Origin of the sequence: Fictibacillus sp. KU28468 (assembly GCF_026153615.1) — a bacterium.
GTDB lineage: Bacteria > Bacillota > Bacilli > Bacillales > Fictibacillaceae > Fictibacillus_C > Fictibacillus_C marinisediminis.
Window position 1 is genome coordinate 2,105,451 of sequence record NZ_CP110666.1, and the last position, 25,352, is coordinate 2,130,802.

Annotated in this window: 17 protein-coding genes and 3 pseudogenes; 15 read left to right on the plus strand and 5 right to left on the minus strand. The window is 41.9% G+C overall.

Annotated elements, in window-relative coordinates; translation table 11 throughout:
• The first annotated feature begins 19 nt into the window (after nucleotides 1-19).
• From OKX00_RS10980 to OKX00_RS11000, 5 genes are read left to right on the plus strand one after another with little or no spacing between them, the layout of a single operon-like run.
• Nucleotides 20-1,393 carry an NAD(P)-dependent oxidoreductase gene (locus OKX00_RS10980; RefSeq protein ID WP_265410382.1) on the plus strand — a complete coding sequence of 458 codons (1,374 nt, stop codon included), beginning with the start codon at nucleotides 20-22 and terminating at the stop codon, nucleotides 1,391-1,393.
• 40 nt (nucleotides 1,394-1,433) lie between these two features.
• On the plus strand, nucleotides 1,434-2,720 hold the full coding sequence (preA, locus tag OKX00_RS10985) for an NAD-dependent dihydropyrimidine dehydrogenase subunit PreA (RefSeq protein ID WP_265410383.1): 1,287 nt from the start codon (nucleotides 1,434-1,436) through the stop codon (nucleotides 2,718-2,720).
• Nucleotides 2,717-4,132, plus strand: a complete 1,416-nt coding sequence (hydA, locus tag OKX00_RS10990; protein WP_265410384.1) for a dihydropyrimidinase — start codon at nucleotides 2,717-2,719, stop codon at nucleotides 4,130-4,132. The genes preA and hydA overlap by 4 nt, the downstream gene beginning before the upstream one ends.
• 34 nt (nucleotides 4,133-4,166) lie before the next feature.
• Nucleotides 4,167-4,400, plus strand: coding sequence for a hypothetical protein (locus OKX00_RS10995; protein ID WP_265410385.1), 234 nt, complete (start codon nucleotides 4,167-4,169; stop codon nucleotides 4,398-4,400).
• A gap of 59 nt (nucleotides 4,401-4,459) precedes the next feature.
• On the plus strand, nucleotides 4,460-5,719 hold the full coding sequence (locus OKX00_RS11000; RefSeq protein ID WP_265410386.1) for a M20 family metallo-hydrolase: 1,260 nt from the start codon (nucleotides 4,460-4,462) through the stop codon (nucleotides 5,717-5,719).
• Between the two features lie 383 nt (nucleotides 5,720-6,102).
• On the opposite strand, the gene OKX00_RS11005 is transcribed toward OKX00_RS11000, so the two are convergent.
• The 4 genes and pseudogenes from OKX00_RS11005 to OKX00_RS23350 form a co-directional block, all read right to left on the minus strand.
• Complete coding sequence (locus OKX00_RS11005) at nucleotides 6,103-6,324, minus strand: hypothetical protein (RefSeq protein ID WP_265410387.1); 222 nt, start codon at nucleotides 6,322-6,324, stop codon at nucleotides 6,103-6,105.
• Between the two features lie 35 nt (nucleotides 6,325-6,359).
• The gene (locus tag OKX00_RS11010) at nucleotides 6,360-7,685 is read right to left on the minus strand and encodes an alpha-glucosidase/alpha-galactosidase (RefSeq protein WP_265410388.1); all 1,326 of its coding nucleotides are present in this window, start codon (nucleotides 7,683-7,685) and stop codon (nucleotides 6,360-6,362) included.
• A 135-nt stretch (nucleotides 7,686-7,820) separates the two neighbouring features.
• Nucleotides 7,821-8,209: pseudogene (locus tag OKX00_RS11015) on the minus strand (substrate-binding domain-containing protein); the annotation flags it as partial.
• 72 nt (nucleotides 8,210-8,281) lie between these two features.
• Nucleotides 8,282-8,338 (minus strand): annotated as a pseudogene (locus OKX00_RS23350) (LacI family DNA-binding transcriptional regulator); the annotation flags it as partial.
• 547 nt (nucleotides 8,339-8,885) lie between these two features.
• On the opposite strand from OKX00_RS23350, the gene OKX00_RS11020 reads away from it, so the two are divergent.
• From OKX00_RS11020 to OKX00_RS11035, 4 genes and pseudogenes are all read left to right on the plus strand, one after another.
• Nucleotides 8,886-11,975, plus strand: a complete 3,090-nt coding sequence (locus tag OKX00_RS11020; protein ID WP_265410389.1) for an efflux RND transporter permease subunit — start codon at nucleotides 8,886-8,888, stop codon at nucleotides 11,973-11,975.
• 189 nt (nucleotides 11,976-12,164) lie between these two features.
• A complete protein-coding gene (locus OKX00_RS11025; RefSeq protein WP_265410390.1) occupies nucleotides 12,165-14,918 on the plus strand; it encodes a bifunctional YncE family protein/alkaline phosphatase family protein in 2,754 nt (917 codons plus the stop codon).
• A 289-nt stretch (nucleotides 14,919-15,207) separates the two neighbouring features.
• Entirely contained in the window at nucleotides 15,208-16,902 is a 1,695-nt protein-coding gene (locus OKX00_RS11030) for a WG repeat-containing protein (RefSeq protein WP_265410391.1), read from the plus strand.
• Nucleotides 16,903-16,919: 17 nt separating this feature from the next.
• A pseudogene (locus tag OKX00_RS11035) lies at nucleotides 16,920-17,048 on the plus strand (sugar ABC transporter substrate-binding protein); the annotation flags it as partial.
• A gap of 1,084 nt (nucleotides 17,049-18,132) precedes the next feature.
• Here OKX00_RS11035 and OKX00_RS23355 read toward each other — a convergent pair.
• Nucleotides 18,133-18,348, minus strand: coding sequence for a GrpB family protein (locus tag OKX00_RS23355; RefSeq protein WP_416054322.1), 216 nt, complete (start codon nucleotides 18,346-18,348; stop codon nucleotides 18,133-18,135).
• A gap of 65 nt (nucleotides 18,349-18,413) precedes the next feature.
• Between OKX00_RS23355 and OKX00_RS11045 the strand changes: the two genes are divergently transcribed.
• The 6 genes from OKX00_RS11045 (at nucleotide 18,414) to OKX00_RS11070 (ending at nucleotide 25,350) form a co-directional block, all read left to right on the plus strand.
• On the plus strand, nucleotides 18,414-19,739 hold the full coding sequence (locus OKX00_RS11045) for an esterase-like activity of phytase family protein (RefSeq protein WP_265410392.1): 1,326 nt from the start codon (nucleotides 18,414-18,416) through the stop codon (nucleotides 19,737-19,739).
• A gap of 472 nt (nucleotides 19,740-20,211) precedes the next feature.
• Nucleotides 20,212-21,531, plus strand: a complete 1,320-nt coding sequence (locus OKX00_RS11050; protein ID WP_265410393.1) for a neutral/alkaline non-lysosomal ceramidase N-terminal domain-containing protein — start codon at nucleotides 20,212-20,214, stop codon at nucleotides 21,529-21,531.
• Nucleotides 21,506-22,276, plus strand: coding sequence for a glucosamine-6-phosphate deaminase (locus tag OKX00_RS11055; RefSeq protein WP_265410394.1), 771 nt, complete (start codon nucleotides 21,506-21,508; stop codon nucleotides 22,274-22,276). Before OKX00_RS11050 ends, OKX00_RS11055 begins: the two co-directional genes overlap by 26 nt.
• Nucleotides 22,277-23,461, plus strand: coding sequence for an N-acetylglucosamine-6-phosphate deacetylase (locus tag OKX00_RS11060; protein WP_265410395.1), 1,185 nt, complete (start codon nucleotides 22,277-22,279; stop codon nucleotides 23,459-23,461). It abuts the gene before it with no gap.
• Complete coding sequence (locus OKX00_RS11065) at nucleotides 23,439-24,197, plus strand: sugar isomerase domain-containing protein (protein WP_062232420.1); 759 nt, start codon at nucleotides 23,439-23,441, stop codon at nucleotides 24,195-24,197. The genes OKX00_RS11060 and OKX00_RS11065 overlap by 23 nt, the downstream gene beginning before the upstream one ends.
• Complete coding sequence (locus OKX00_RS11070) at nucleotides 24,151-25,350, plus strand: ROK family transcriptional regulator (protein ID WP_265410396.1); 1,200 nt, start codon at nucleotides 24,151-24,153, stop codon at nucleotides 25,348-25,350. The genes OKX00_RS11065 and OKX00_RS11070 overlap by 47 nt, the downstream gene beginning before the upstream one ends.
• Nucleotides 25,351-25,352: the final 2 nt, after the last annotated feature.

Genomic DNA, 25,352 nt, shown 5'->3' on the forward strand with positions numbered 1-25,352 from the left:
AATAGAGGGGGCATACAAAATGAGTAACGGAAGCCAAGCGTTTATTTCACTGCAAGAACTTCAGCGAAACTTTGACGAGGTAAGGTCAGGATTGACTCCAGCGGAAGCCAGGGACGAATCGAACAGGTGCCTGTATTGTTATGACGCTCCATGCATTCAAGCCTGTCCGACCGGGATAAACATCCCGTCATTTATTAAAAAGATCGCATCTGGGAACTTAAAGGGTTCAGCAAGGATCATCATGGAATCGAACCCTGTAGGAGCAAGCTGTGCAAGGGTTTGTCCGACCGAGGAGCTCTGTGAAGGAGCATGTGTACTCAACGACTCCACTAAACCCATCATGATCGGTGATCTTCAGCGCTATGCCACAGATTGGGCGATCAAGAACGAACAGACATTGTTTAAGGCTGGTGAGAAAAACGGCTTAAAAGTTGCTGTGATCGGCGGCGGGCCTGCAGGTTTGTCATCAGCCCGAGAGCTTGCTCTGCTCGGCTATGAAGTTACTATTTTTGAAGCAAAAGAACAGGCTGGAGGGTTAAATACGTATGGCATCGTCTCGTTCCGCCTGCCGCAAAAAGTTTCATTATGGGAAGTACAGCAAGTTGAAAAACTCGGTGTAGAAATAAAAACGAATACGATGATCGGAAGAGATGTTCAGGCAGCAGATGTTCTTACTGAATATGATGCTGTAGTACTTGCTGTGGGAATGTCGAAGGTACCGATGCTCCGAATTGAAGGAGAAAATCTTGACGGTGTCCACGATGCTATTCAGTTTGTGGAAGACACTAAAACAAAAGAACTTTCTGAAGCTTACATCGGCAAAAGGATAGCCGTCATCGGGGCAGGCAACACAGCTATTGATGCGGCAACGTGTTCCGTTCGCTTGGGAGCGGAGAATGTAAAAATCCTTTACCGCCGGACTCAGGAGGAAATGACCGCATACGATTTTGAGTTTGAATTCGCAAAACAGGATAATGTGGAATTTCGGTGGCTGACCGCTCCAAAACGAATCATCGGAGATGAAAAAGGCAAGGTGAAGCAGCTGGAATGCATCCGCATGCAGCTTGGCGAGCCAGGAACAGACGGCCGAAGAAGGCCGGTTCCGGTCGAAGGATCTGAATTTATTCTGAAGGTTGACGCAGTCATTAAGGCGATCGGGCAGACAAGGTATACCAATCTGATTGAATCCTTTGGGCTCGAACATCAGTGGGGAACGGTTAAGGTAAACCTTGAAACCTATCAAACTTCCAATGAAAAAGTGTTTGCTGCTGGTGATGTTATTTTTGGTGACGGGCAGGGTGAAGCGATGGTCGTTACAGCCGCACAGCAAGGGAAAAGAGCAGCTTATGCGATTCATCAGACGTTAAAGAATTCCATAATTGAGACCGCGTAACCATTTGTTTTTCAATCAAATCACTTAGGAGGGTCTTTATATGGCAGATTTGCGTATTAACCTTGCAGGAATTGAATCACCAAATCCATTTTGGCTGGCCTCTGCACCGCCAACCAATTCGGGGTATCAGGTTCAGCGTGCTTTTGAAGCTGGCTGGGGAGGAGCAGTATGGAAAACGCTGGGTGAACCAATCATCAATACAACCGCCCGTTTTGCAGCTGTTAGTTTTAACGCGAAAAAAGTAGCAGGATTCAATAATATAGAACTGATCACAGACCGCCCCCTCGAAGTAAACCTTAAGGAAATCTATGAAACGAAGAAAAGGTTTCCGAACCATGCCATTATCGCCTCTTTAATGGTAGAACCGAAAAGGGAAAAATGGCACGAAATCGTCAAGCGGGTAGAGGATGTGGGTGTTGATGGACTGGAACTGAATTTCGGCTGTCCTCATGGTATGGCTGAACGTGGAATGGGTGCAGCTTCAGGACAGCAGCCTGATCTGGTCCAGGCACAGACGATGTGGGCGAAGGAAGCTGCGAGAACGCCTGTCATTGTGAAACTGACACCAAACATCACGGATATTACGGTTACCGCTAAAGCAGCCGTTCAAGGCGGAGCGGACGCAATCAGTATGATCAATACGATCAACAGTTTAGCCGGTGTGGACATCGACACCTGGAATACGATTCCTCATGTTGCAGGCAAGGGAGCACATGGAGGCTATTGCGGACCTGCGGTTAAACCGATCGCCTTGAACATGGTGGCCGAATGTGCAAGGAACCCTTACATCAATGTGCCGATCTCAGGAATCGGCGGGATATCAACATGGCGGGATGCAGTGGAATTTATGCTGATGGGGGCAGGAGGCGTACAAGTCTGTACAGCAGCCATGCATCACGGCTTCAGCATTGTAGAAGATATGATTGATGGCTTAAGCAACTACTTAGATGACAAAGGAATCTCATCGGTTCAGGAGATTATCGGAAAATCAGTGGAACGTTATTCTGACTGGGGCAACCTGGATCTAAACTACAGGATTGTCGCCCGCATCAACAATGATGTCTGCATCAATTGCAACAAATGCCATATTGCATGTGAAGATACTTCTCATCAATGCATTGATATGCTTACAGATCCTAACGGGCAAAAATATTTGGAAGTCCGAGAAGATGACTGTGTAGGCTGTAACCTCTGTTCGATTGTATGTCCTGAAGAAGGTGCGATCGACATGATTGAACTTCCTCATGAACAGCCTCCGATGACTTGGAACGAACGCCAGACGGTTTTGGCTGGATACAAAGATAATGAACGGGAGGCAGCAAAATGAAAAAAGTGATAAAAAACGGTACAATCGTAACCGCATCTGACACGTTTGTGGCAGATGTTCTCGTTGAAAACGGGAAGATAGCAATGATCGCAAAGAACCTTCCAAGTGAAGGCATGGAGGTGATCGATGCTGAAGGATGCTATATCTTTCCGGGAGGCATCGATCCCCATACCCATCTGGAGATGCCGTTTGGCGGTACGGTAAGCAGAGATGATTTTGAGACCGGTACGATTGCTGCAGCCTTCGGAGGAACGACGACGGTTATCGATTTTTGCTTAACTGACAAAGGGGTTCCACTGAAGAATTCCATCGAAACGTGGCATAACAAATCAAAGGATAAAGCCGTCATCGATTATTCGTTCCACCTTATGATTGGGGAAATAAACGAAGAGGTAATGAAGGAGATTCCGCAGGTAATAGAGGAAGAAGGCATCACTTCATTTAAAGTATTTATGGCGTATAAGAACGTGCTTCAGGCAGATGATGAAACCTTGTTTAAGACGCTGGTTATGGCAAAAGAACAGGGAGCCCTTGTTATGGTACATGCTGAAAACGGGGATGTCATTGATTTTCTGACCAAAAAAGCGCTCGAAGAAGGGAAGACGGAACCCATCTATCATGGATTGACGAGGCCACCGGAACTGGAAGGGGAAGCAACTGGCCGTGCCTGCATGATGACAGGGCTGGCTGATTCTCAGCTGTACGTGGTTCATGTATCCTGTCAGGAAGCAGCCGAAAAAATTGCAGAAGCAAGAAGCAAAGGCTACCAGGTTTATGGAGAAACATGCCCTCAATACCTAGTGCTTGATCAATCCGAAATGGAAAGGCCTGATTTTGAAGGAGCCAAATATGTCTGGTCCCCGCCGCTTCGGGAAAAGAAACATCAGGAACCGTTATGGAATGCTTTAAAAAGCGGCCAGCTTCAGACGCTGGGTTCGGATCAATGTTCGTTTGATTTTAACGGACAGAAAGATCTTGGCAAGGGAGATTTCACCAAGATACCTAACGGCGGTCCGTTCATCGAAGACCGGTTTTCTGTTCTTTTTTCAGAGGGAGTAAAAAAAGGCCGAATCACACTCAACCAGTTTGTTGACATTGTTTCTACCCGATCAGCAAAACTGTTTGGTTTGTTTCCTGAAAAAGGAACGATCGCTGTTGGCAGTGATGCAGACCTTGTTATCTTTGATCCGACAAAGGAACGAACTATTTCTGCGCAAACGCATCACATGGCCGTTGACTATAACGCGTTTGAAGGAATGAAGATCACTGGTGAGCCGGTATCTGTTTTATCCAGAGGCGAGTTTGTTATTAAAGATAAAACGTTTGTCGGCAAATTGGGAAAAGGCCGTTATATTAAAAGAAAACGGTTCAATGCCGAAGGGCAGAAACAGCTGGCGGCGCTTTCCAAATAATCGGTAGTCACACTCTTGAAAAGGAGGATGGGGTATGTCAGCATCACAGGAATATTTCGAGGAAAAGGAAAAAATAGATTTTCTCCTGTATCAGGGATATCAGATTACGAGAGTGTCAGAGAATCTTGATGGTGCCGCAGTAGAGTTTGAACGTGCAGGTACTACCAATCAAGAAAGGGAAGTTCTTCTTCTTCAAACGGCAGATGCCAGAAAGTATTTTTCGTCTATCATGTTTCATCAGCAAAAAAATCTTACACCGGCAGAATAATAGACAAAGAGGTTGTTGAGTTATTTGCAGCAGCCTTTTTGTACGTTGAAAAAGGAGGAATGACTGTGAAAGTTGAACAGATTCAGATCAATAGTGAACGGCTGAATGCCAATTTGCAAGAGTTGGCCGAGATCGGAAAGATCGGGGAAACAGGTGTATGCAGGCCGGCCCTTTCACCTTTGGAAAAGGAAGCGTTTAAACTTGTAAGTACTTGGATGGAAGAAGCAGGGATGTCTGTCAGAATTGATCATTTTGGAAACTTGATCGGCAGAATCGAAGGCAAGGATAGGAAGGCTCCGGTGCTCATGATAGGTTCACATCTGGATTCTCAGCCTTACGGAGGCCGTTTTGACGGGCCTGCTGGGGTTCTTGCCGGCATTGAAGCTGTAGCCACCTTAAAGGAACAGGGGATTACACCAGACCGGCCGATCGAAGTCGTATCGTTTTGTGATGAAGAAGGATGGAGGTTTAACCGAGGCTTGTTTGGGTCCAGGGGTATACTAGGCAAGCTGGATGAAGGAGATTTAATGCGTAAGGACCAGGATGGAGTTACAAGAGAACAGGCTTTGCGTGATTTCGGCTGTGATCCAGCCAAGTTTCATGAATCACAATATCAGCCGGGAAGCATCCATGCTTTCTTGGAGCTTCATATTGAGCAAGGCCCGGTGCTGGATAAGTCTAATCTTCCTATTGGAGTTGTAACTGGCATCTCTGGCCCTTTATGGTGGACGGTCAAGCTGAAGGGATTTGCCGGGCATGCGGGTTCCGTTCCTATGGGGATGCGGCAGGACGCTATGCTGGGAGCTTCAGAAATCGCACTCGCTCTCAACCGGATCGTACAGCAGGAACCGGGAGCACCAACGGTTGGAACGGTCGGCCATGTACAGGTCTTTCCGAATTCAAGAAACATCATTGCTGAAGAAGTAACGTTTACCGTCGACCTGCGTGACATTGACCAAAACCGCCGTGACCGATATGAGAAACAGCTGCGGCAGGAAATTGAGGAGATCTGTCAAAAGTATCAGCTGAACTACGAGATTCAGGAAGATACGAACAGTGAGCCGCGTTATTGTGCCGACTGGATCAAGGAGATTATGCACGACGAAAGCAAACAGATGGGACTGGAAACACCAGAGCTCATGAGCGGGCCTTTCCATGATGCATTGATGCTCTCTTATGCGTGTGATTACGGAATGATTTTTGTCCGCTGCAAAGACGGCATCAGCCATAATCCTGCGGAATTTTCCGCACCGGAGGATCTTGCGAAGGGGACGGAGCTGCTATATCGGACGATGAGAAGAATGATGTTAGTTAAATGAGAAAAGGCATGCAGACGACATTAAACGCCTGCATGCCTTTTGTATCTTTCAGTGTGAGTAAAATTATTAAGAAATCCTTAATCACTATGAAAAAAATACTTTCGGTTACTTTCCATAATACCTTTCCATCACAAACTTTGAACGATCTCCACGGACAATGCTAGAGGAGAGTTCGATGGGGGATTGTTTGGTTGAATATGTTATGGACTCCAATAAAGAAACCTGTTTTTTACCAAGAACACATTTTTGCAGATGAAAGGAAGGAGGGTAAACAGGAACTGGCTGAGAGGGAACAATGTTGAACATAAAAAGGGGCTGTCCAGAAAGTCGAAAATTGACCTTCAGGCAGCCCCTTTTTGGCTTGAAAAATCTTCAATGAAAAGTTAATTGAAGTGGAAGATGCGAGACTCCTCGAAATTTACATTTTCTTCGTGCGATAAAAAGCTGCCGGAGCTTTCCTTGTCCTGCGGGACTAGCGTGACAGGTGAGACTCCCGCCAGTGCTTGCACCAAAAAGTAGACGTTCACGCCGGTAAGGCTCACCGCACGCCCCGCGAAAGTAGGAGCTCGCGCCGGTAAAAGCGAGCACCCTGGAACGGAAATCAACAGCTTACAGACTTCTTGGACAGCCCCTTTTAGATTTATAAGGTTACTGCTTTGCCCTGATAGGTTAAGTGCCTCCCTTTAGTAAATGCAGGCAAGTAATCTGCATGAGCATCCAATAGTTCCTTCGTCATGTTCCACATTTCGTCCAGTGATAGAACAGAAGACGTGTGAGGGTCGAGCATGACTGCCTGATACACATAATCCACATTGCTTGTAAGTACAGCTTCAACAACGAGTTGCTGAACATTGATATTGGTCATGTTCATCGCAGCCAAATGAGGTGGGAGATCGCCTACATGGATGGGCTGAATCCCTCGTTTATTGACCAGGCAAGGAACTTCCACGCAGGAATTATTCGGCAGGTTCGTAATAAGTTGTGTATTTAACACATTTCCCCAAATCTCTCGGTTGATCCCCGTTTCTAGAGAATGAATGATAGGGGCTCCAAATTCATGGCTTTTTTCCATTGGAAAGGCCTTCCCTTGGTCTATCATTTTTTGTGTTTCGGCAAATTGCTTTAAATTGTCTTCGCTTCTTCTCACATATTCATCAATTGGAATATCAAAGTCCTGAATTAACTGATCCCGTTTAATAAAATACGGCGTGTATTCGGACATATGTTCACTGGATTCTGTGATAAAGTAATTTAATCTCTTCATCATTTCAAACCGCACTTTATCTTTGGCATAAATGTCTGGGTCTTTCATGGCTTCAAAGAGAGAAGGATAAAGATCCTGACCATTTCTTTTTAACTCCAGGAACCAGGCCATATGATTGATGCCTGCAACTTTGTATTCCAGATCTTCCACGGGAATGTTTAAGTAAGAGGATAACTCGTCCGCTGTGTTTTGAACACTATGGCACAATCCCACGGATTTTATGGAAGAAGCTTTTTGAATGGCCATCATAAGCATGGACATCGGATTTGTATAATTAAGCAAATACGCCTCTGGACAAACTTCTTCCATATCTCTGCAGATGTCGAGGAGAACCGGTATGGTACGTAATGCACGGAATACGCCTCCAACACCTAGTGTGTCGGCAATGGTTTGTTTTAACCCATACCGTTTTGGAATTTCAAAATCAACTAAAGTTGCTTCATGCATTCCCACTTGGATTAAGTTAAGTACATAATCAGCATTGGTCAATGCCTGCTTTCGATCGATGTGCGCTTCTACCTGAGCATTGTTTCCGAACTGAGCGATGATAGATTTTGTCATTTTTTCTGCGGTTTGCAGCCGTTCCGCATGAATATCGGTTAAAGAAAAGGTAGTATCCCGCAACTCTGGAAAACTTAAAATGTCTGTAATTAAACGCTTGGCAAAAACTACACTTCCTGCTCCAATAATTGTAACCTTCATCGTTAACCCTCCACTTGTTTAATTGGGAGTTGAGCTATTCGCTTTAGGAGCCAGTGATTGGCAGTCACTCATACCTATGGGCTAGAAAGGTGGGTTTTTGGGCAATAAGCCTTTTATATAAGAACTCCTTGTAATCTATTGAATCACCTCCTTGAAAGGTTGCTTTGTTATAGATGATCCGCAGCTTTGGCGAATGACCAAAGAGGTTGGAATCGTTACCTTGATGGGAAGACTTCTGCCATTTATTCGCTCCATTAATAGCTTGACCCCGGTTTTTCCCATCTCCTTGGTGTAAACTTTCACCGAAAGGGGGGGACTGCTAAATCTTGCAGCTTCAATGTCGTCGAACGCGACAAGGGCAACATCTGAGGGAACGGACAGTCCAGCTTCCTGTAAAGCACGTAAAGCCCCTATTGCCATGGGATCACTCGCCACAAATAAGGCTTTTGGAACATTCTTCTTCTTGATTTCTTCATTAGTTCATAGCCATGAGACATCGTATATTCACCAATGTATATATCCTCTGAACCTTCAAACTCTCCATTTTTTATGCGCTGGGGTGTTTCTTCTAAAACGATTATGGAGTCGTCGTTATTTAACACTGGTGATACAGTTGCTGTTGAGACGTTGGATTTTTTTGCTATATCCTTAATGGTTGCCGTCTTAAAAAACCTCTTTAGTTATATATTTTATAACTGATTGATAGAATGATACCGCCAAGTGGAAAGGCTTTCAATAGTTATTTTTTAATTATTCTGACTATTTAGTTGGAACTTTTAATGGAGATTGATTTGGGCAGGTTAAAAAATTACTAAACGTTTATGACGGGATCTCCTCAAAAATGCAGTCAATAATCATTCTTAATGTTAGGATTCTCCTAATAAAAATATGTTTTAAAGAATTGTTGGTATTTTACAGAAGACCTAATCAGGTTTCTACATTTGATAATTTCACATACCGTAATTTTTTATAATAATATAAAAATAAACTACTCAAGTTTACAAAAGACAAAGAGGATACTGCCTAATATACAGAAGCTAATCGGAAATAATTTAGATTAGCTTTTTATTATGTAAATAATCTACAATTCTATAATTCTTTTACGCTTCATTAATCGAATTTTTACAACTGTCCATTATATTAAAATAATCATCTTGTTTGATGAACAGAATGTATAAAGTTTGGGGGCGTAAAAGAAAAATGATGAAATCACTCATTGACGCATCGATGAAGCGGTTTGTTCTTATTATTACTCTTATGGTACTGATTATTGCTTGGGGGGCGATGGCTGCCCGGCAAATTCAACGAGATTATTTGCCTGAAATCAATAATTCAACTCTTACTGTGTCTGCACAGTCTGAAAATTATCAAGCAGATCAAATGAAACTGAACGTTACAAAACCGATTGAACAAGCCGTTCGGGTAGTGGATGGCCTTCAGGATATCGAAACCAACTCCTCAAATGGCAGCACTCTTTTACGTCTCAACTTTCCTATGAGCTACGATATGGAAAAAGCTGAGGCGGAGGTCAACCATGCCATTGAAACGATTTCCCTGCCAGCTGGTGTGAAAAAACCTGTTGTGACACGCCTTAGTACAAATTCGTTTCCGATTATGAGCATCAATTTAACCAGTGCCTCTCCAAACGTAACCGAGAACACCTTACGAACGATGGTCCAAGAAGATATCGTAAGTGGGTTGAAAACTGTTCCAGGGGTAAAGGAAATCAATGTAACGGGTGGTGGAACGGCTGGATATGCTTTGACCATTGATAAGGAAAAACTAAAAAAGGCTGGATTAACCGTAAACGATCTTCAAAATTCAATGGAGAAAAAATATACAACAGAACTGCAGGGCAATGTCTCAAGTAATCAAGCTTCTATTCCTCTCCAAGTCTCTGGTTGGTCATTAAATAAGCAGGAGTTATTAAACTTGCCTGTTCAAAGGCAGGATGGCCCATCCATCCCGCTCTCTAATGTAGCTGACATTTCAAATTCAGTGGTCAATCTTCAAACGATCTCCCGGACCGATGGGCTGCCGAGTGTTCGGCTTGATGTGTTAAAAACATCCACTTCAAATATTACAGATGTAGGTGAAAAAATAAGAAGCAAGCTGAAAACCATACCTGAGCTAAAAAATAATGATGTGAAGTCGTCCATTCTGTTTGATCAAAGTGCACAAGTGAATTCATCTTTAAAAGGACTAGTTAAAGAAGGGTTGTTAGGTTGTCTTTTCGCCATGATCTGTGTGTTCTTGTTTTTCCGTCAAGTTCGTTCCACCTTATTGATCGTTCTGTCGCTTCCCATATGTCTTTTAGCAACCATCGGTGTACTTAAAACGTTGGGAATCAGCTTGAACATACTGACGGTTTCAGGTTTGATCGTGGCCATGGGACGAGTGGTCGATGACTCCATTGTTATTTTGGATAATTTAAACCGGAAAGTGCAGGAAACAGAGGGGAAAATAAAACTTCATCAGTTATCACACGCGGTCTCAGAAATGATCCCTGCCATTGTTTCTTCAACAGCAACGACGATTGCGGTGTATGTTCCCATTGCCCTGATCGGCGGCATCGTAAGTTCTGCTTTCTCAGGGTTTGCCTGGTCGGTAGTTATTGCGCTTTTCGTTTCCTTATTGGTTGCCATGCTGGTGGTGCCGACTCTCTACAACCTGTTTTGGAAGGGAAAACCCCTAAGTATTCATGATCCGTTAGAACCTCTCATGCATAAAGCTTTTAAGCGGATGTTGCACAAGGAGAAAAAAATTATCGCCCTAACTCTTCTATTGTTTCTTATTACGGGTATTGGAGCAGCATTTTTACCAGTGAACTTTTTACCCATAAGTTATAAAAAAGGACAAGCCGGTGTTCGGATCGAACTTCCTCAGTCTTCATCGTTAAGAGAAATGGATGCAGAAGTTCAAAGAGTAGAAGGGCTTATTAAAAAGGATCAACATGTGGGTACATATTCTTCAGTCCTTGGGTCGTCTTTTACTGCTCAATCGGATGATGTTTTTGATGCAGGCGGCGGTTGGATTCAAAAACCGAATGTTGCCAACTTATTTGTTGAGGTTAACCCAGATACAAACCTTGCTTCTTTTATAGAAAATTTTCAAAAACAGCTTGATTCCATAAAGGGACAAGCCGTATACACGGTTACGGATCAACGGATTGCGGGAGACGACTCCCAATTAAAGATTAACTTCACTGGATCGGATCATGAAACGCTGGAATCCATGGCACATACAATTGGGCAAAAGCTTACGAGAGTTCCCGGGCTGGCAGTAGAGGATATAGCTGACGATGAGGCCGGTACGAAAAAGTATCATATCCATCTTGATCAAAAAGCCATTGAAAGAAATGGTATTAAAGTGGAGGACCTTTTAAATCGGATTCAATTTTATACAGCGGAAGGTACAAAGGGGCAAATAACCATTAATCAACATGCTTTTCCGGTCGTGTTGAAAATCAAAGACAATCCTCCAGATGTTTTTTCTGCCCTGGGGTCAGAAACATTTAAGAATGACCAGGGACAGAATGTAAGATTAGATGAGCTTGCCACACTGGAAGCCGATGCCGATTCATCAGAAATTCAGGAAAAGGACGGACAGCCATTCGCCGAGGTTACGGCCAATATCACTTCATCAGATATTGGCCGGGTGACTAAACAAGTAAAATCAATTTTAGAGAAACTTCCGTTGCCGCAGAATATCAGCTACTCCTTTGCTGGAATACCAGAACAAGTAAATGAAATGATTTATGAGATTGCAATTGCTTTTTCTTTCTCTTTATTGCTCGTTCTCTTCATCATAGGTACAGTCTTTAGAGGTTGGAAAGCACCTTTATCCGTTTTCATCTGTATCCCTTTAGCGTTTATTGGATCAGTGGCGGCTATGTTTATCTTTCGATTGGAATGGAATCTAGCAGCCCTGGTCGGTCTATTAATGCTCACAGGCATTGTAGTTACAAATGGCATTGTTCTTGTTGATAAGATCGAGAGAAAACGAGCCGAGGGTCTTATGTTAAATGAAGCAATTGTTCTTGGAACGTCCACTCGAGTGCGTCCGATATTAACGACAGCTTTAACGACTGTTTTAACCGTACTTCCGTTAGCTCTATCCTCCCGCACCGATTCTGTAATCTCACAAACTCTTGGCATTGTCGTAATAGGCGGTTTGATCAGTTCAACGTTTATCAGTTTAATTGTCATTCCCATTGTCTATAAATGGTTGCATAAAGGTTCACCAAACATTTCTCAAAAAAATATCCCTGAAGAAAAAATATATGCATAATACCCAAACCATCGTGAGCAGCCTGGGCAAAGGCTGCTTTTTCTTTTTATTAAGATACTAATTGTGAAGAGAAGAGATTGAATATTTTACATAGTTAAACAATTAACTTTACCTTGATGTAAACAAACGTTAAAAATATAGCAGTATCCTAATCTAGTAAAACATACCAATTAGAATGGAGAGAGGAAAGTGAAAAAGATCATTCACAAGAAGAAACTGATTGCTGGTATTGCAATAAGTACAGCGCTTCTTGGTTCGGCAAGTGTATACGCATCCATTGATGATCCCTTTGGCACAAAGACAGTAGGCCGACAGCAAGACGGTTCGGTGTTAACGCCTGTAAATCAGCTCGTCACTCCAGCCGGTAAACAAATTGAGTTTGGGGGCAATCCTATTTCCATTACGGTTCACCCAAATGGTAAAACAGCGGCCGTGTTGAATGGAAGAACAGATTATGGCGGAAACGGTCTAAACATCGTCGATCTCACAACCGGAAAATTAATGGCAACAAGCTTTAAATTAAAACTCTCACATATGTGGGGCGTTGCTTATTCACAGGACGGCAAAGAATTGTATGCTACAGGATCAGCAGGTAAAACTGGAAAAGTAGTTGTAATGACGATTGCCGACGATGGCACGCCAACCGTCAAAACGACATATGACCTCCCAGAAGCGAGTGTTGGAGGAAACATCAACCCGCTGGATATTAAAGTCGGGCCTCAAGGGCAGTTGCTCGTCGCACTGAACAGGGATAACAGCCTTGCCGTCATCGATCCGAAGACGGGTACTGTATCGAGCAAGATTCCAGTTGAAAATGCCCCAACCAGTGTGTTAGTGGATGGAGATAAAGCATATGTCACCAACCAAGGCGGCAGAAAACCACAGTCTGGTGACACAACCGTTGATTCTTCCGGTACGCAGGTGGTTGTTAATCCGAAGACTGGTGCCACTTCGACTGGAACGGTCTCTGTGGTAGACCTTAAAACCAAAAAGGTTACAAAAACGATTCCAGTTGGTGTCCAGCCAGAACGCATGACTCAATCCGGCCAGTATATTTTTGTTGCGAACACAAACAGTGATACGGTTTCTGTTATTGATTCTAAAACAGATAAAGTAGTCCAAACCATCGACATTAAACCATATTCTAAGTCTAAAAAAGGTGCTGCACCCAATGCGGTCAGGATGCTGGACAATAACCGATTGCTAGTCAGTTTAGGACGAGTTAACGCAGTAGCTGTATATGACTGGAAAGGTCCGAAGAAGACACCAGAACTTTTAGGACTTATGCCTACAGCATGGTTCCCTGTAGACATGGCTATGGATGCGGAAAATAAACGCTTGCTTGTGGCAAACGCTGATGGTGTAGGCTCACTTGGACCTGCACGTACATCAACCATTCAAGGAGTGACTGTTTCAGGACATTCCTCTTATGCGCAAGTTGGCTCTTTGTCCATGATTCCTTTCCCAACTGCAGATGATTTAATGGAAGGAACAAAAAAGGTTTACGCCAATAATAACTGGTTTGGTCTAAAGAACCAGAATGCGGAACCTCGCCGCGACATAAAGCCGGTTGCCATGCCAGAGCGGGTTGGCGAGCCATCAACCATCAAACATGTTTTCTATATCATTAAAGAGAACAGAACCTATGACCAAGTTCTTGGCGATTTAGGCAAAGGAAATGGTGAACCGGCTATCACGCAATTCGGTAAAGAGGTAACACCAAACTTCCATAAGCTTGCCAATACCTACCCGCTGTTGGATAATTTCTATGTTTCAGGGATCCAATCTGCAAGCGGCCACCAATGGGTCATGCAAGGGACCAATACAGATTATGAAGATAAAGAAACCGACACAGCCAACGTCCGAAGCTATCCAGGAGGAGCCGGAGATCCGATGGCTTATGCCCCAACGGGACATCTTTGGGACCAAGCCCTCAAATACAAGGTTTCTGTGGAAAACTTCGGAGAAGATACGACTGGATTTACAGGTCCTGAGGAATTCGGCACTTGGACGGACTGGTACAATGATTACTTGAAACTGACCGGAAAACAAAAAGGTGATCTTCACGTTCCGGTGGGTCATTATCAGGCAACCTATGACATTCCGTCTCTTGGGCCGATTACTCACAAACCGTATCCTACCTTCGATATGAACATTCCAGATCAATACCGATTTGAGATTTTCAAAAGGCAGTTTGAAAAGCATGTAAAAAATAAGGACTTGCCGCAATTAAATACACTGTGGGTAACCAATGACCATACGGCAGGAACCGCTTCAGGTAATCCAACTCCTCAGGCCATGGTTGCGGACAATGACCTTGCTGTTGGTAAAATGGTTGATTTAATCTCCCATAGTCCGTACTGGAAAGACTCTGTCATTTTTATTACCGAAGATGATGCTCAAAATGGGTTGGACCATGTGGACGGGCACCGTGAGCCAGCCTATGTGATCAGTCCTTGGGTGAAAAAAGAAGTAACCAATAGCCGCTACTGGACAGTGATCAATATGGTTCGCAGTATTGAACAAATCCTCGGTCTGCCTGCCATGAACCAAAATGATGCATCCGCACAGCCGATGAGCGAAATCTTTACGAATAAACCGGATTTCACACCATATGAGGCTGAAGCGAACCGAATTCCGCTTGACACATTAAACAGCCAGCCAAAGGCGAATACAGCTGCACTTGCGAATACACAAGAGAATACCTCAGAGTCTAAGGCATTGGCAGAGCAATGGACGGAATGGTCCAACAAAAACAAGTCATGGATGAGCGGGAAAAATGCATCCCCTGACGAAATTAATGCAAACATGCTGAATCACGCGGTATGGTACGCAACAAAAGGTTTTGATACACCGTATCCAGGTGACAAAAAGCCGCTCTCACCAAATGAAGTTGCCCAGCAGCCGGAAAGCAAGGCTCCATCGCCGGCAGACAATGATTAATAGTTTAGAGTGAAGCTTGTAGAAGACCGTTCAGTATGAAACTGAACGGTCTTTGTTATTTATTTATTTATTTATTTCGGATACATCAATCATTGCAGCCAGTGGACATGCTGACCGACAAGATAAAAATACGGATCCCCTAAGACATAAGTTTGTAACTTCCTAATATACATTTCGTCTAAATTATAAAGGAGGAATGGTGTAGGAAATAATGAAAAAGTAAAGAAGTTCAAGCGATAATTCAGATTGTGAAAAAATGTCATCATTCAAGAACAAGGAGGGAGATTTTATGAAGAATCATTTGAAGATTTGGGTATTCGTGTTTTTATTAATGAGCTTGTTACTAGGAACAACTCAGTCCACAACACATGCAGCAACAAGTAAAAAATTTCTAGGTACTCAATTTACAAATGGGCTCGTTTCATTCGTGCAAAATGGGAAATATGGAATGATGGACAAAAAAGGAAGAGTTGTCATTAAGCCGCGGTATGAAGAGATTACCCAATCAAAGCGGACTAATTTATTGAGAGTCAAGCAGAATAATAAATATGGGTTCATCAACTCAAAGGGTAAAGTAATAGTGTCGCCTAAATACCAGTATGCAGCGGATGGTTATAAGAGCCCGATCCTAGTAGAAAAGGACAACAAATACGGGCTCATCAATACATGCGGAAAAATAATCGTTTCACCCAAGTATGAAAAAATAGGTGATTTTAAAAACGGAGTCGCATTTTACAAGAGTAAGGGAAAATACGGGCTCATCAATACAAGTGGAAAAATAATCGTTTCACCTAAGTATGAAAAAATAGGTGATTTTCAAAACGGAGTTGCATCTTACAAGAGTAAGGGAAAATACGGACTTATAAGCACAAGCGGAAAAATCGTTTTAGTCCCCACATATGATGAAATTACAAAGAACACAAATGGTGTATTCACTGTCATTCTTAACAAAAAGTTCGGCCTTATCGATAAGCAAGGAAAAGTCATCGTTGCCCCAACTTTTGATAGCATCGGTTCAATTCAAAATGGCTTGGCAAAGATTCGAAACGCAGGAAAATATGGACTGATGAGCTTAAGTGGGAAAATCATGGTTGAACCTAGATACGATCAGATTTGGCCATTTAACAAGGGATTTGCTCAAACAAAATTGGGTGGAAAGTACGGTTTCGTTAGTTCAAAAGGAAAAGTAATTGTTGAGCCAATTTCTGACGAAACGAGTCATTTCTCAGAAGGCCTGGCTTCCGTTGTTATTGATGGAAAGATTGGATTCATCGATACAACTGGATCGATGGTGATTAAACCACAGTTTGAGAAAGCAGAAGACGGTGATGAAACCGCACTTTATGTATTTCGCAAAGATGCAGCGGTGGCTTCAAAGGACGGCAAGTATGGGGTCATTAATCGAAAAGGCGAAGTCGTTCTCGATTTCAACTATGATTCAATTAGTTACTTTAACCAGATTGGGTTAGCTATTATCCGGCAGAATAATAAATACGGTTTTATTAACGAAACAGGCAAAGTGATAGTTGAGCCAACCTATGACTATTTAAGGATGGCAACCTATGGCGAAGGCTTAATAAATCGTGATTATTTGATTTTTAAGCAAAAAAACAAAGAAGGTGCTATAAACAGCAAAGGCAAAGTGATCATCACACCTAAATATGACCGGATTGATCCAATGGAAGGTAAAGGGTTAATAAGAGTGAGGATGGGTTCAAAATACGGAATCGTAACCGAAACAGGGAAAATGCTAGTCGAACCCAAATATAGTGAAATTAACTCCTTTTCCAATCAATACGATTATTTCTATATCGACTACAAAGGGAAATATGGATTCATCGATAAAACGGGAAAGGTCGTGATTTCTCCTCAATACGACGAATTAGGTGACTTCCATGAAGGCCTGCTCTATGTAAAAAAGAACGGAAAAGCAGGGTTCATCGACAAAAATGGGAAAGTCATCATCAAATTAATATATTATTAAACTAGTAGGTGATCACTAATAAATTGGTTACAGAAAATAAGGACGATCAGTCAAATGAAGTGGTGATAGCCTTTGGTAGTCTATCGAATGAAATAGCAGCTTCTTTCGAAAAAACTCAAGTATTTGGTTTGGTAGATGGGAAAAACCATCTACATATGATGCAAGGCAAAATTGGGTTACGGTTGAAAAGTTTCATGACTTTATTGAGGATCTTGTTCAAAAGTTAGAAGAAAAAGAAAAACAAAAAAAAGGAGAGTTCTACTTAAATAAAAAAGGCTAAAAGGAATTCGATGATTTTGACGAAGCCAAGGCTTTTATATGCTTCATCATAACCTGTCTTTTAGGGATCTAGGGTTTCCGGAAGTTAAGGCATATAACGAGTACATAATAAACAAGTATGCAAACAAAACAGCCATACGGAAACTGGACTTTTTTCGCCGGTTGTTGGAGTTTGGCTATGAAACACATTTGTATAAAGCATTGCTCTCAAGATGAATCGTCAAACCAACAGCAAAAAAGGGACACTATTATATGGACTTGCATTTAGAAAAAGTAAAAATCTTTAATTAAAGTACTTACCAATCATGTGACCCCCACATTTTTTTCAGCGACTTAGTTGCTTGGGAATTAATAACTTTGAGACCAAATATTTAAATCAATGGGTCTCTACCCTATGTTTGGTAGTCTTTAATGGATGAATAAATAACGGGTCACCATAGAGTAATCTTTTTCGAATACTTAAGTGCTGGAAATAGCTATCTCCCATAATAAAATTAAAAACCTTTTGTCAAGGAATACAAAAGAACCTGTTAAACAGGTATTTTTAACATAATAGAAAATCTATCGTTTTTTTCTCGGATCTACCCTTAATTTTATTGCAGTTTTTTCTTGATTATCGATTAACAACATTTTTAAGAGTTTGAATTAGCTTTTTGTTTAAAGAATGAAAAATATATAATTTTATCCTAAATAATAAAAAAGTTGTTTCCACAGTCAAGTCATTTGGAATGTACAGTGTTGCTAAAATTACTTTAAAAATAGCAGAAGGTACCGAGAACCAGGTGACTACCACATCATTTACTCGGTTTATCAGCATACTTAAGGTTCTGTGAGAAGAGGAATATCAATCTAAATTTAATCTATAAGAAGGCAACTAACCCTATTGGGTGTTGCCTTTTTTATGTTTCTTGAAGCGAATTTACAAAGTTGTCGTTCAATGGATATCATTGCTTAATTATATAGATCAACCCCATCGATATCTTGAACTCCGGTTAAGATATCGATTATGGGTTTTGCTGCTAGACCTGGAATCGATGTACTACCAATATGATGAATAGAATTTGAATAATCTCTGATTGAAATATTTCGTACAGCTTCTTTTCTTCTGTTTATTTGGCGCAAACTCTTCTTCATATTTATTTTACGTTCCTTTTTTAATTTCTTCATATTAGAATGATATACTTCCGTTGTGTGATTAAACTTTTTTACAATTACGGGGGGTCATAGACGACATGAACAAAAAAATAGTTTTAACAGGTATTTTTACTTTTAACTTTTTTTCAGCCGCATTCGCATATACTCACGATGCAGTGACCGAGGCAGCGACTTCTTCCACTCAGGTAAGCAATTCAAATCCCGTTGTCAAAGAACGGTTTTTAGTAAAAAATCCTCCTGATGTAGGAAATGGGATAAAAGCAGGCATGGGTTCTTCACTCACTCATCTTCCAGGGGATCCCGATACTATTTTTTATACGACAGCTGACCGGGGGCCAAATGGAGAAGTGGTCGTAAATGGTGAAAAAAGACGCACCTTCCCCGTGCCGACGTATACACCGAGGATTTATAAAATCAAAGTATCCAACGGTGAAGTGGAAATCCTTAAAACGATCAAGCTAAAATTGCCAAAAGGCACAGACGAGATTACCGGTAATAACTACATTTCCGGTGTATCCAATCTGCCGGGACTTGATGAAACGCCCTATGATGAAAAAGGAGAAAAACAATTGCCTTATGACCCTTATGGCCTGGACACAGAAGGACTCGCATACAGTCCGAAAGATGATACATTTTGGCTCAGCGACGAATATCGTCCGAGTCTTGTACAAGTAAAGCGGGACGGTACGATTTTACAGCGACTTCTTCCATCAGGCATGTCCAAACAATATGAAAATGCTCCGAACATTCCAGTAAAGGATAGTTTACCTGCTGTATTTTCTAAACGAATTTCTAATAAAGGGTTTGAGGGAGTTACCATTTCCCCTGATGGAAAATGGATGTTCGCTCTTACGCAAAGACCGCTTGGAAATCCTGATGAAGATACTAGTAACCGTTCGCGGACACTCAGGATTCTTAAAATCAACCTGGAAACATTAAAAGTGGCTGGAGAATATGTTTATTTAACAGATGACGAAAAACAATATAATGATTTGAAACAATCGAACATTTATGTTTCTGATCTATATGCGAAGGATGACCATACTCTCCTTGTCGATGAAAGGGACAGCTTTGGAGGAAGTGAATCTCAAGTGAAAAAAATTTATCAAATCGATCTTACGGAAGCTACAAATATACAAGGTAAATATAATAGCCCGACCGGAACAACAAAAAGCTTAGAACAAATGACGGTGGATGAAATGGAGAAAGCCGGTATCGCTTTTCCAAAACAACGTTTAGTGGTTGATATGCTAAAACTAGGCTATCCGTTTGAAAAACTTGAAGGTTTAACCATGACCAACGACCATTCCTTAGCTGTGATGAATGATAATGACTTTAGCATCACCAATACTTCCCAAAATGGAACTCCAACTGAACTATGGAAGATTGGAATCAGTAATTAAACCAACTGCTTTGCTTCTTAAGACAGATGTATCATGTACCAATAACAATAAAAAACTAATATTAAAAAGCCCAATTTCAACATTAAGATTGAGAACTTGGGCTTTTTTCGTTACTCCATAAACTGGACCGGGATATGAACAGAACGCAGGGTTTAATATATCCTGGTCATTTCAACTTTACAATACTTAGGGAAAGGCGGGGAACTTCGGAATGTCGTTAAATAAATTAAGAATACTAAATGAACAAATTGATGGGAGCAGAAGGAAAAGTTAATAACCGCTCTTTGTGCGGCATGATTCCGAAACAGGAATGATGCCGTATTCCTATTTAGATAGCTGCTTTCCAACATTATTATTAAATAATTAAAATTTTCAAAATATTAATTGACTTTCATTGATTAAGGTGGTATTTTTTAGATGAATATTTAGTCATAGACTATGATTAATTATGAACAAAAAGGGCGGAAAACAAATGAGTATATGGTTAGGAACGTCCAAACAGGATATTACTCCTTTTCAGCCAGTTCATTTGGCTGGTTTTGCACATCGTAAAGACCCTTTCACAGAAATTAAATCGAAGCTGTATGTCCGTGTTTTTTGTTTCTTTGAAGAAACAAATAAGAACCCTTCGTTGTTAATTATTGCTGATTTAATTTGGTGGGGGTCAGATCTAGTTTCTCAACTTGAAAAGAAAATCGCTGAACAATTTTCTATCCCCGCAGAGTCCATTATTTTTCACGCGACACACAATCATTCCGGTCCGCAAACAAGCAGATTGTTTACTTCCTATCTGGGGATTTACAGTAACTCCTATATTGATTTTTTGGAGAAACAACTTCTTCTTGCGATTGAGTCTGCAAAACAAAATGCGGAAGAAGTGACGGTAAAAAAAGGAGCTACTTCCTCTGATATAGGGATTAACCGCAGAAAGGCAGTAAACGGTGAGATCATCATGGCCCCTAATCCTGATGGTTTAGTAGACAATGAAGTCATACTCGTTCGCTTTGAAACCCGCTGCCAAAAGACAAAAGCTTTGTTGATTCATTATGCATGCCATCCGACTACAACTGGAAATAACCATGTATCTTCCGAATTTCCTGGAACTGCGCTTGAGATCGTAGAAATGAAAATAGGCAATGGATGTATAGCTGGTTATTTACAGGGGTGCTGCGGTGACATCCGGCCGGCCCTTATTAAAGGTGATGCCTTTTACAGGGGAGAAGAAGAGGATGTAAAACGACTTGGTTCACGATTAGCAAGCACCGTATTGGATTGTTTTAATGAAAGCCATTGGAAGGACGTAATATCTGCAAAAGTACATACTTCAACCACCGTTTTGTCCTTGGACTTTGAGCAATTACTTTCTGACGAGCATTATGAACCAGCAGCTTATTCTGAAGACCTTTTGATGCTGGAATGGTGCACCATTATGAAAGAGCGTGTATCGGTCTTTGAGGCGGGGGTACCTTTAAAGCTCCGTTTGATGACGTTTTGTGAAGATCTGTCCTTTCTATCCATGAACGCCGAAATGGTTACAGAATATGGTCTGAAATTGAAAGAAAAGTATGGAGGACGAATCATACCCCTTCCGTACAGCAATGGGATGATTGGTTATGTTTCAACAGCAGCCCAACTGATTGAAGGAGGCTATGAAGCAAAGGACTCCATTTATTATTTTGCGCTTCCATCCCCGTTTTCACGAACGGTTGAAAACAGAATATTAGAAGCAATAGATAACCTTATCCAGAAGAAAGAGAGGGAGGAATATGACGGTTTATCCATTAACGAGTAGAGCAGACCGTTTAAATGTAAAGGTATTTGAAACGAGAAAAGAGATGGGACAGCAAGCAGCAAGTGATGTTAGCAGCAAGATTAAGGAACTTCTCTCGATTCAGGAAAATCTACGGATGGTTTTTGCATCGGCTCCTTCTCAAAACGAATTGCTGGATAATCTTGCAGCAGATAACAGCATTGACTGGAGCCGGATTACAGTTTTCCATATGGATGAATATATGGATTTGCCATCCGGATCTTCTAAAAGCTTTGGATCCTTTTTAAAAGATAAGTTATATGATCGAGTTCATCCAAGAGAAGTCCATCTTATTCAAACGACGAATGGAGCAGAAGAAGAATGTGATCGTTACACAAAACTAATCAAAGAAAAACCTGTTGATATTGTTTGTTTGGGTATCGGTGAGAACGGCCATATTGCCTTCAACGATCCTCCAGTTGCAGATTTTCATGATCCAAAAACAATGAAAGTGGTGACATTAGACGAGGCATCCCGGCGACAGCAAGTGAATGATGGCTGTTTCTCTTCTCTCGATGAGGTGCCAAAAGAGGCGCTTACATTAACGATACCTGCATTGGTTTCAGCTGAATTCCTGTACTGTGTGGTGCCAGGCAAGACAAAAGCACATGCTGTACAATCGGTGCTTCATGGAACAATTACACAAGATTGTCCTGCTTCCGTTCTTCGAAAACACAAAAATTGTACCTTATATCTAGATCAAGATTCATTTGGCGGTGGCTGTTAAGTGAAACAAGTTTCTGCGATTCACTATAAAACTGGCAAAGCAGTAAAAGTGAGTTTTGAAGATGGAGTGTTTCTTTCTATTGAAGAGGATGAACAGCGAAAAGAACTACCGATCATAGCACCGGGTTTTGTTGATCTACAAGTCAATGGGTATAGAGGAATTGATTATAATGACGCAACGCTCACACCTGCTTCTATCGAATCTACCGTTCGACATTTATGGAGCCAGGGAGTAACTACATTTTATCCTACGATCATCACCAATCACCCGGAAAACATAATAAACTCGTTGTCCGTATTCCAAAAAGCCTCAGTAACAAACAAAACGGTCAATCAAGCCATTCCGGGCATTCATTTAGAGGGGCCGTACTTATCTCCTCAGGATGGACCTCGGGGAGCTCATGCTGAACAATTCGTTAAAGCTCCTGACTGGACTGAATTTCAGATGTGGCAAGAAGCTTCTGGGGGACGGATTTCCATCCTCACCGTATCACCTGAATGGCCTGGGTCCGCATCGTTTATAAAAAAATGTACAAATCATGGTGTTCTCGTTTCCATAGGCCATACATCTGCCACCCCTGAAAACATCCAAAACGCGATTGAGGCGGGAGCGAAGATGTCTACCCATTTAGGAAATGGTGCTCATGTCATGTTAAAGAGGCATCCTAACTACCTTTGGGAACAGCTGGCAAGCGATGAGCTTGCCGCCTGCATGATTGCTGATGGATTTCATCTCCCCGATTCAGTCATAAAGGTCATCCTGAGGATGAAAGGAAAGCTGGCCATTCTGGTCAGTGATTGCGTCTCATTAGCCGGAATGCCTGAAGGATCTTATCATCTTCATATTGGCGGTGATGTTGTACTGGATAAGAGCGGAAGGCTATATATGAATGATAATGCCGATCTTTTGGCAGGGTCAGCTCAAACGCAGTCATGGGGGATTAACCATTTGATCAGGCGGGGACTGTGCAGCTTATCTCTTGCTGTGGACCTGGCCTCAATCCATCCTTCCACGGTGATGAATTTGCCGCAACAGAAAGGCATCTGTGAAGGTGCACCAGCAGATTTTCTATTGCTTCACCAATCAGAAAAGAATGAATTAACCATAACCGAAACGTACAAAAATGGAGTTTCTGTATATATGAATAGGGAGGCTTATTTTCATGAAAACACCGTTAATGACTGAATATTTGCAGGGGATTATCCGTCACTTGGAAAAAATACACAAAGAAGAGCAGCATGCTATTACAGAGGCTGCGAAGTTGGTGGCACAACAAGTGAAGCAGGATAAACTTGTTTTCGCTTATGGTCCTGGCGGCCACTCCAATTTAGGTTCACAGGAGCTGTTTTTTCGTGCCGGTGGTCTTATGCACATCAGTGCTATGCTGGATGAAGGAACGCTTCTAAGTGGAGGAGCTCTTCGTTCGATGGCGATCGAGCGGACACCGGGTTATGGAAAAATTGTGATCGAAGACTATGGACTTGTGAAAGACGATCTTCTGATCATCGTTAATGCTTATGGCATTAATGCAGCGACCATCGATGCGGCCTTGGAAGCCAAACGGCGAGGTGTAAAAACAATTGGTGTAACCTCTGTGGAGCATGCATCAAGTACTCCTGCTGACCACCCTGCCCGTCACCCTTCCAAGCAAAACTTGCATGAATTGGTGGATGTCGTTTTGGACAGCAAGGTTGGAGTAGGCGATGCGATATTGCAAATCAGCGGATTGGAGCAAAAAGTAGCCGCTATTTCTACATTTGCGAATGCCTATCTGTTGAATGCCATGACAGCTGAAGCGATCGCTTTGCTTGTGGCTGAAGGCATTCAGCCGCCCATTTGGATGAGTGGAAACGCCTCAGGAGGGGATGAATGGAATGCCCAATTTATCGATCGGTTTAAAGGAAAGATTAAAAAGCTATAAAGAAGTACGGAAAAGGACAGGAGAATATAAAATGCCGGTAAAAGGTACTGCTCTGTTACGGGAAATCAATCAAAAAAATATTTTGGACTATATTCGGACACATGAACCATGTTCAAGAAAGGAGATTGCCCAAGCGTTAAAGGTAAGCAAAAATACAGTGTCTCTTATCGTTGAACAATTGCTGAAACAAAACATGATTGCTGAGTCGGGAATAAAAGAACCGATTGGAGCAGGAAGACCAAAAGTTTTGCTGCGCTTAAGGCCAGATGCGCTGCAAACCATCGGATTAATGGTTCAGCAAGACAACATCTCATATATCGTATTGGATTTTCAATTAAATGAACTAGAGGAGGGGTCAGTATCCATAAAAAGCCAATCCGTCTTGGATGAAGTGATCAACCTCTCAAAAAACTTAGCAAGCAGATTTCAGAAGGCAAAAGGGATTGGGATTGCCATACCTGGCATTGTTGACCCGACAAGAGGGTATGTATACCAATCGGCAAATTTGAATTGGAAGGATGTGGATTTAAAAAAAATTCTTAGCACCGAGGTTAAAGTGCCTGTCGAGGTTTTTAACAATGTGAAAATTGCAGCGGAAAGAGGAAAAGAAACGGTCAAACCAAAATTGCGATCTAGTTTCTTTTATATAAGGATTGGCGAGGGGATCGGAGGAGCCTATGTGGCAGACAATCAAGTAATGAATGGCAACAGCTGGACAGCCGGTGAAATTGGCCATCTATCTGTGGCTTCACATGGTCCAATATGCAAGTGCGGCCAGAAGGGTTGCCTTGAAAAAATAATCAGTATGGAAGCTTTTCGGGAATTTCTTCAAAGCCTCTCTTATACTCCTTCAGATAAAAATGACATGGATCTTACAAAGTTAGCTAAGCAAGACCACAGGGTACACCAAGAGATAGAAGAATACGGAAATTATTTGGGCCGTGCTCTGGTGCAGGTGATTCATTTGCTAAATCCTCAAGAAATCGTTATAGAAGCACCTTATAACCAAATTTATGAATTTCAGGAGAAGACGATTTCTTCCGCAAAGCAACGTACTCTTTCCGACGCTTTTGCTCAGACGAAGATTGTTTTTTCAAAAGAGTTCTATTCTCCAGCGAAAGGAGCAGCGGTTTCTATTCTTCTGAATAGCTAAAA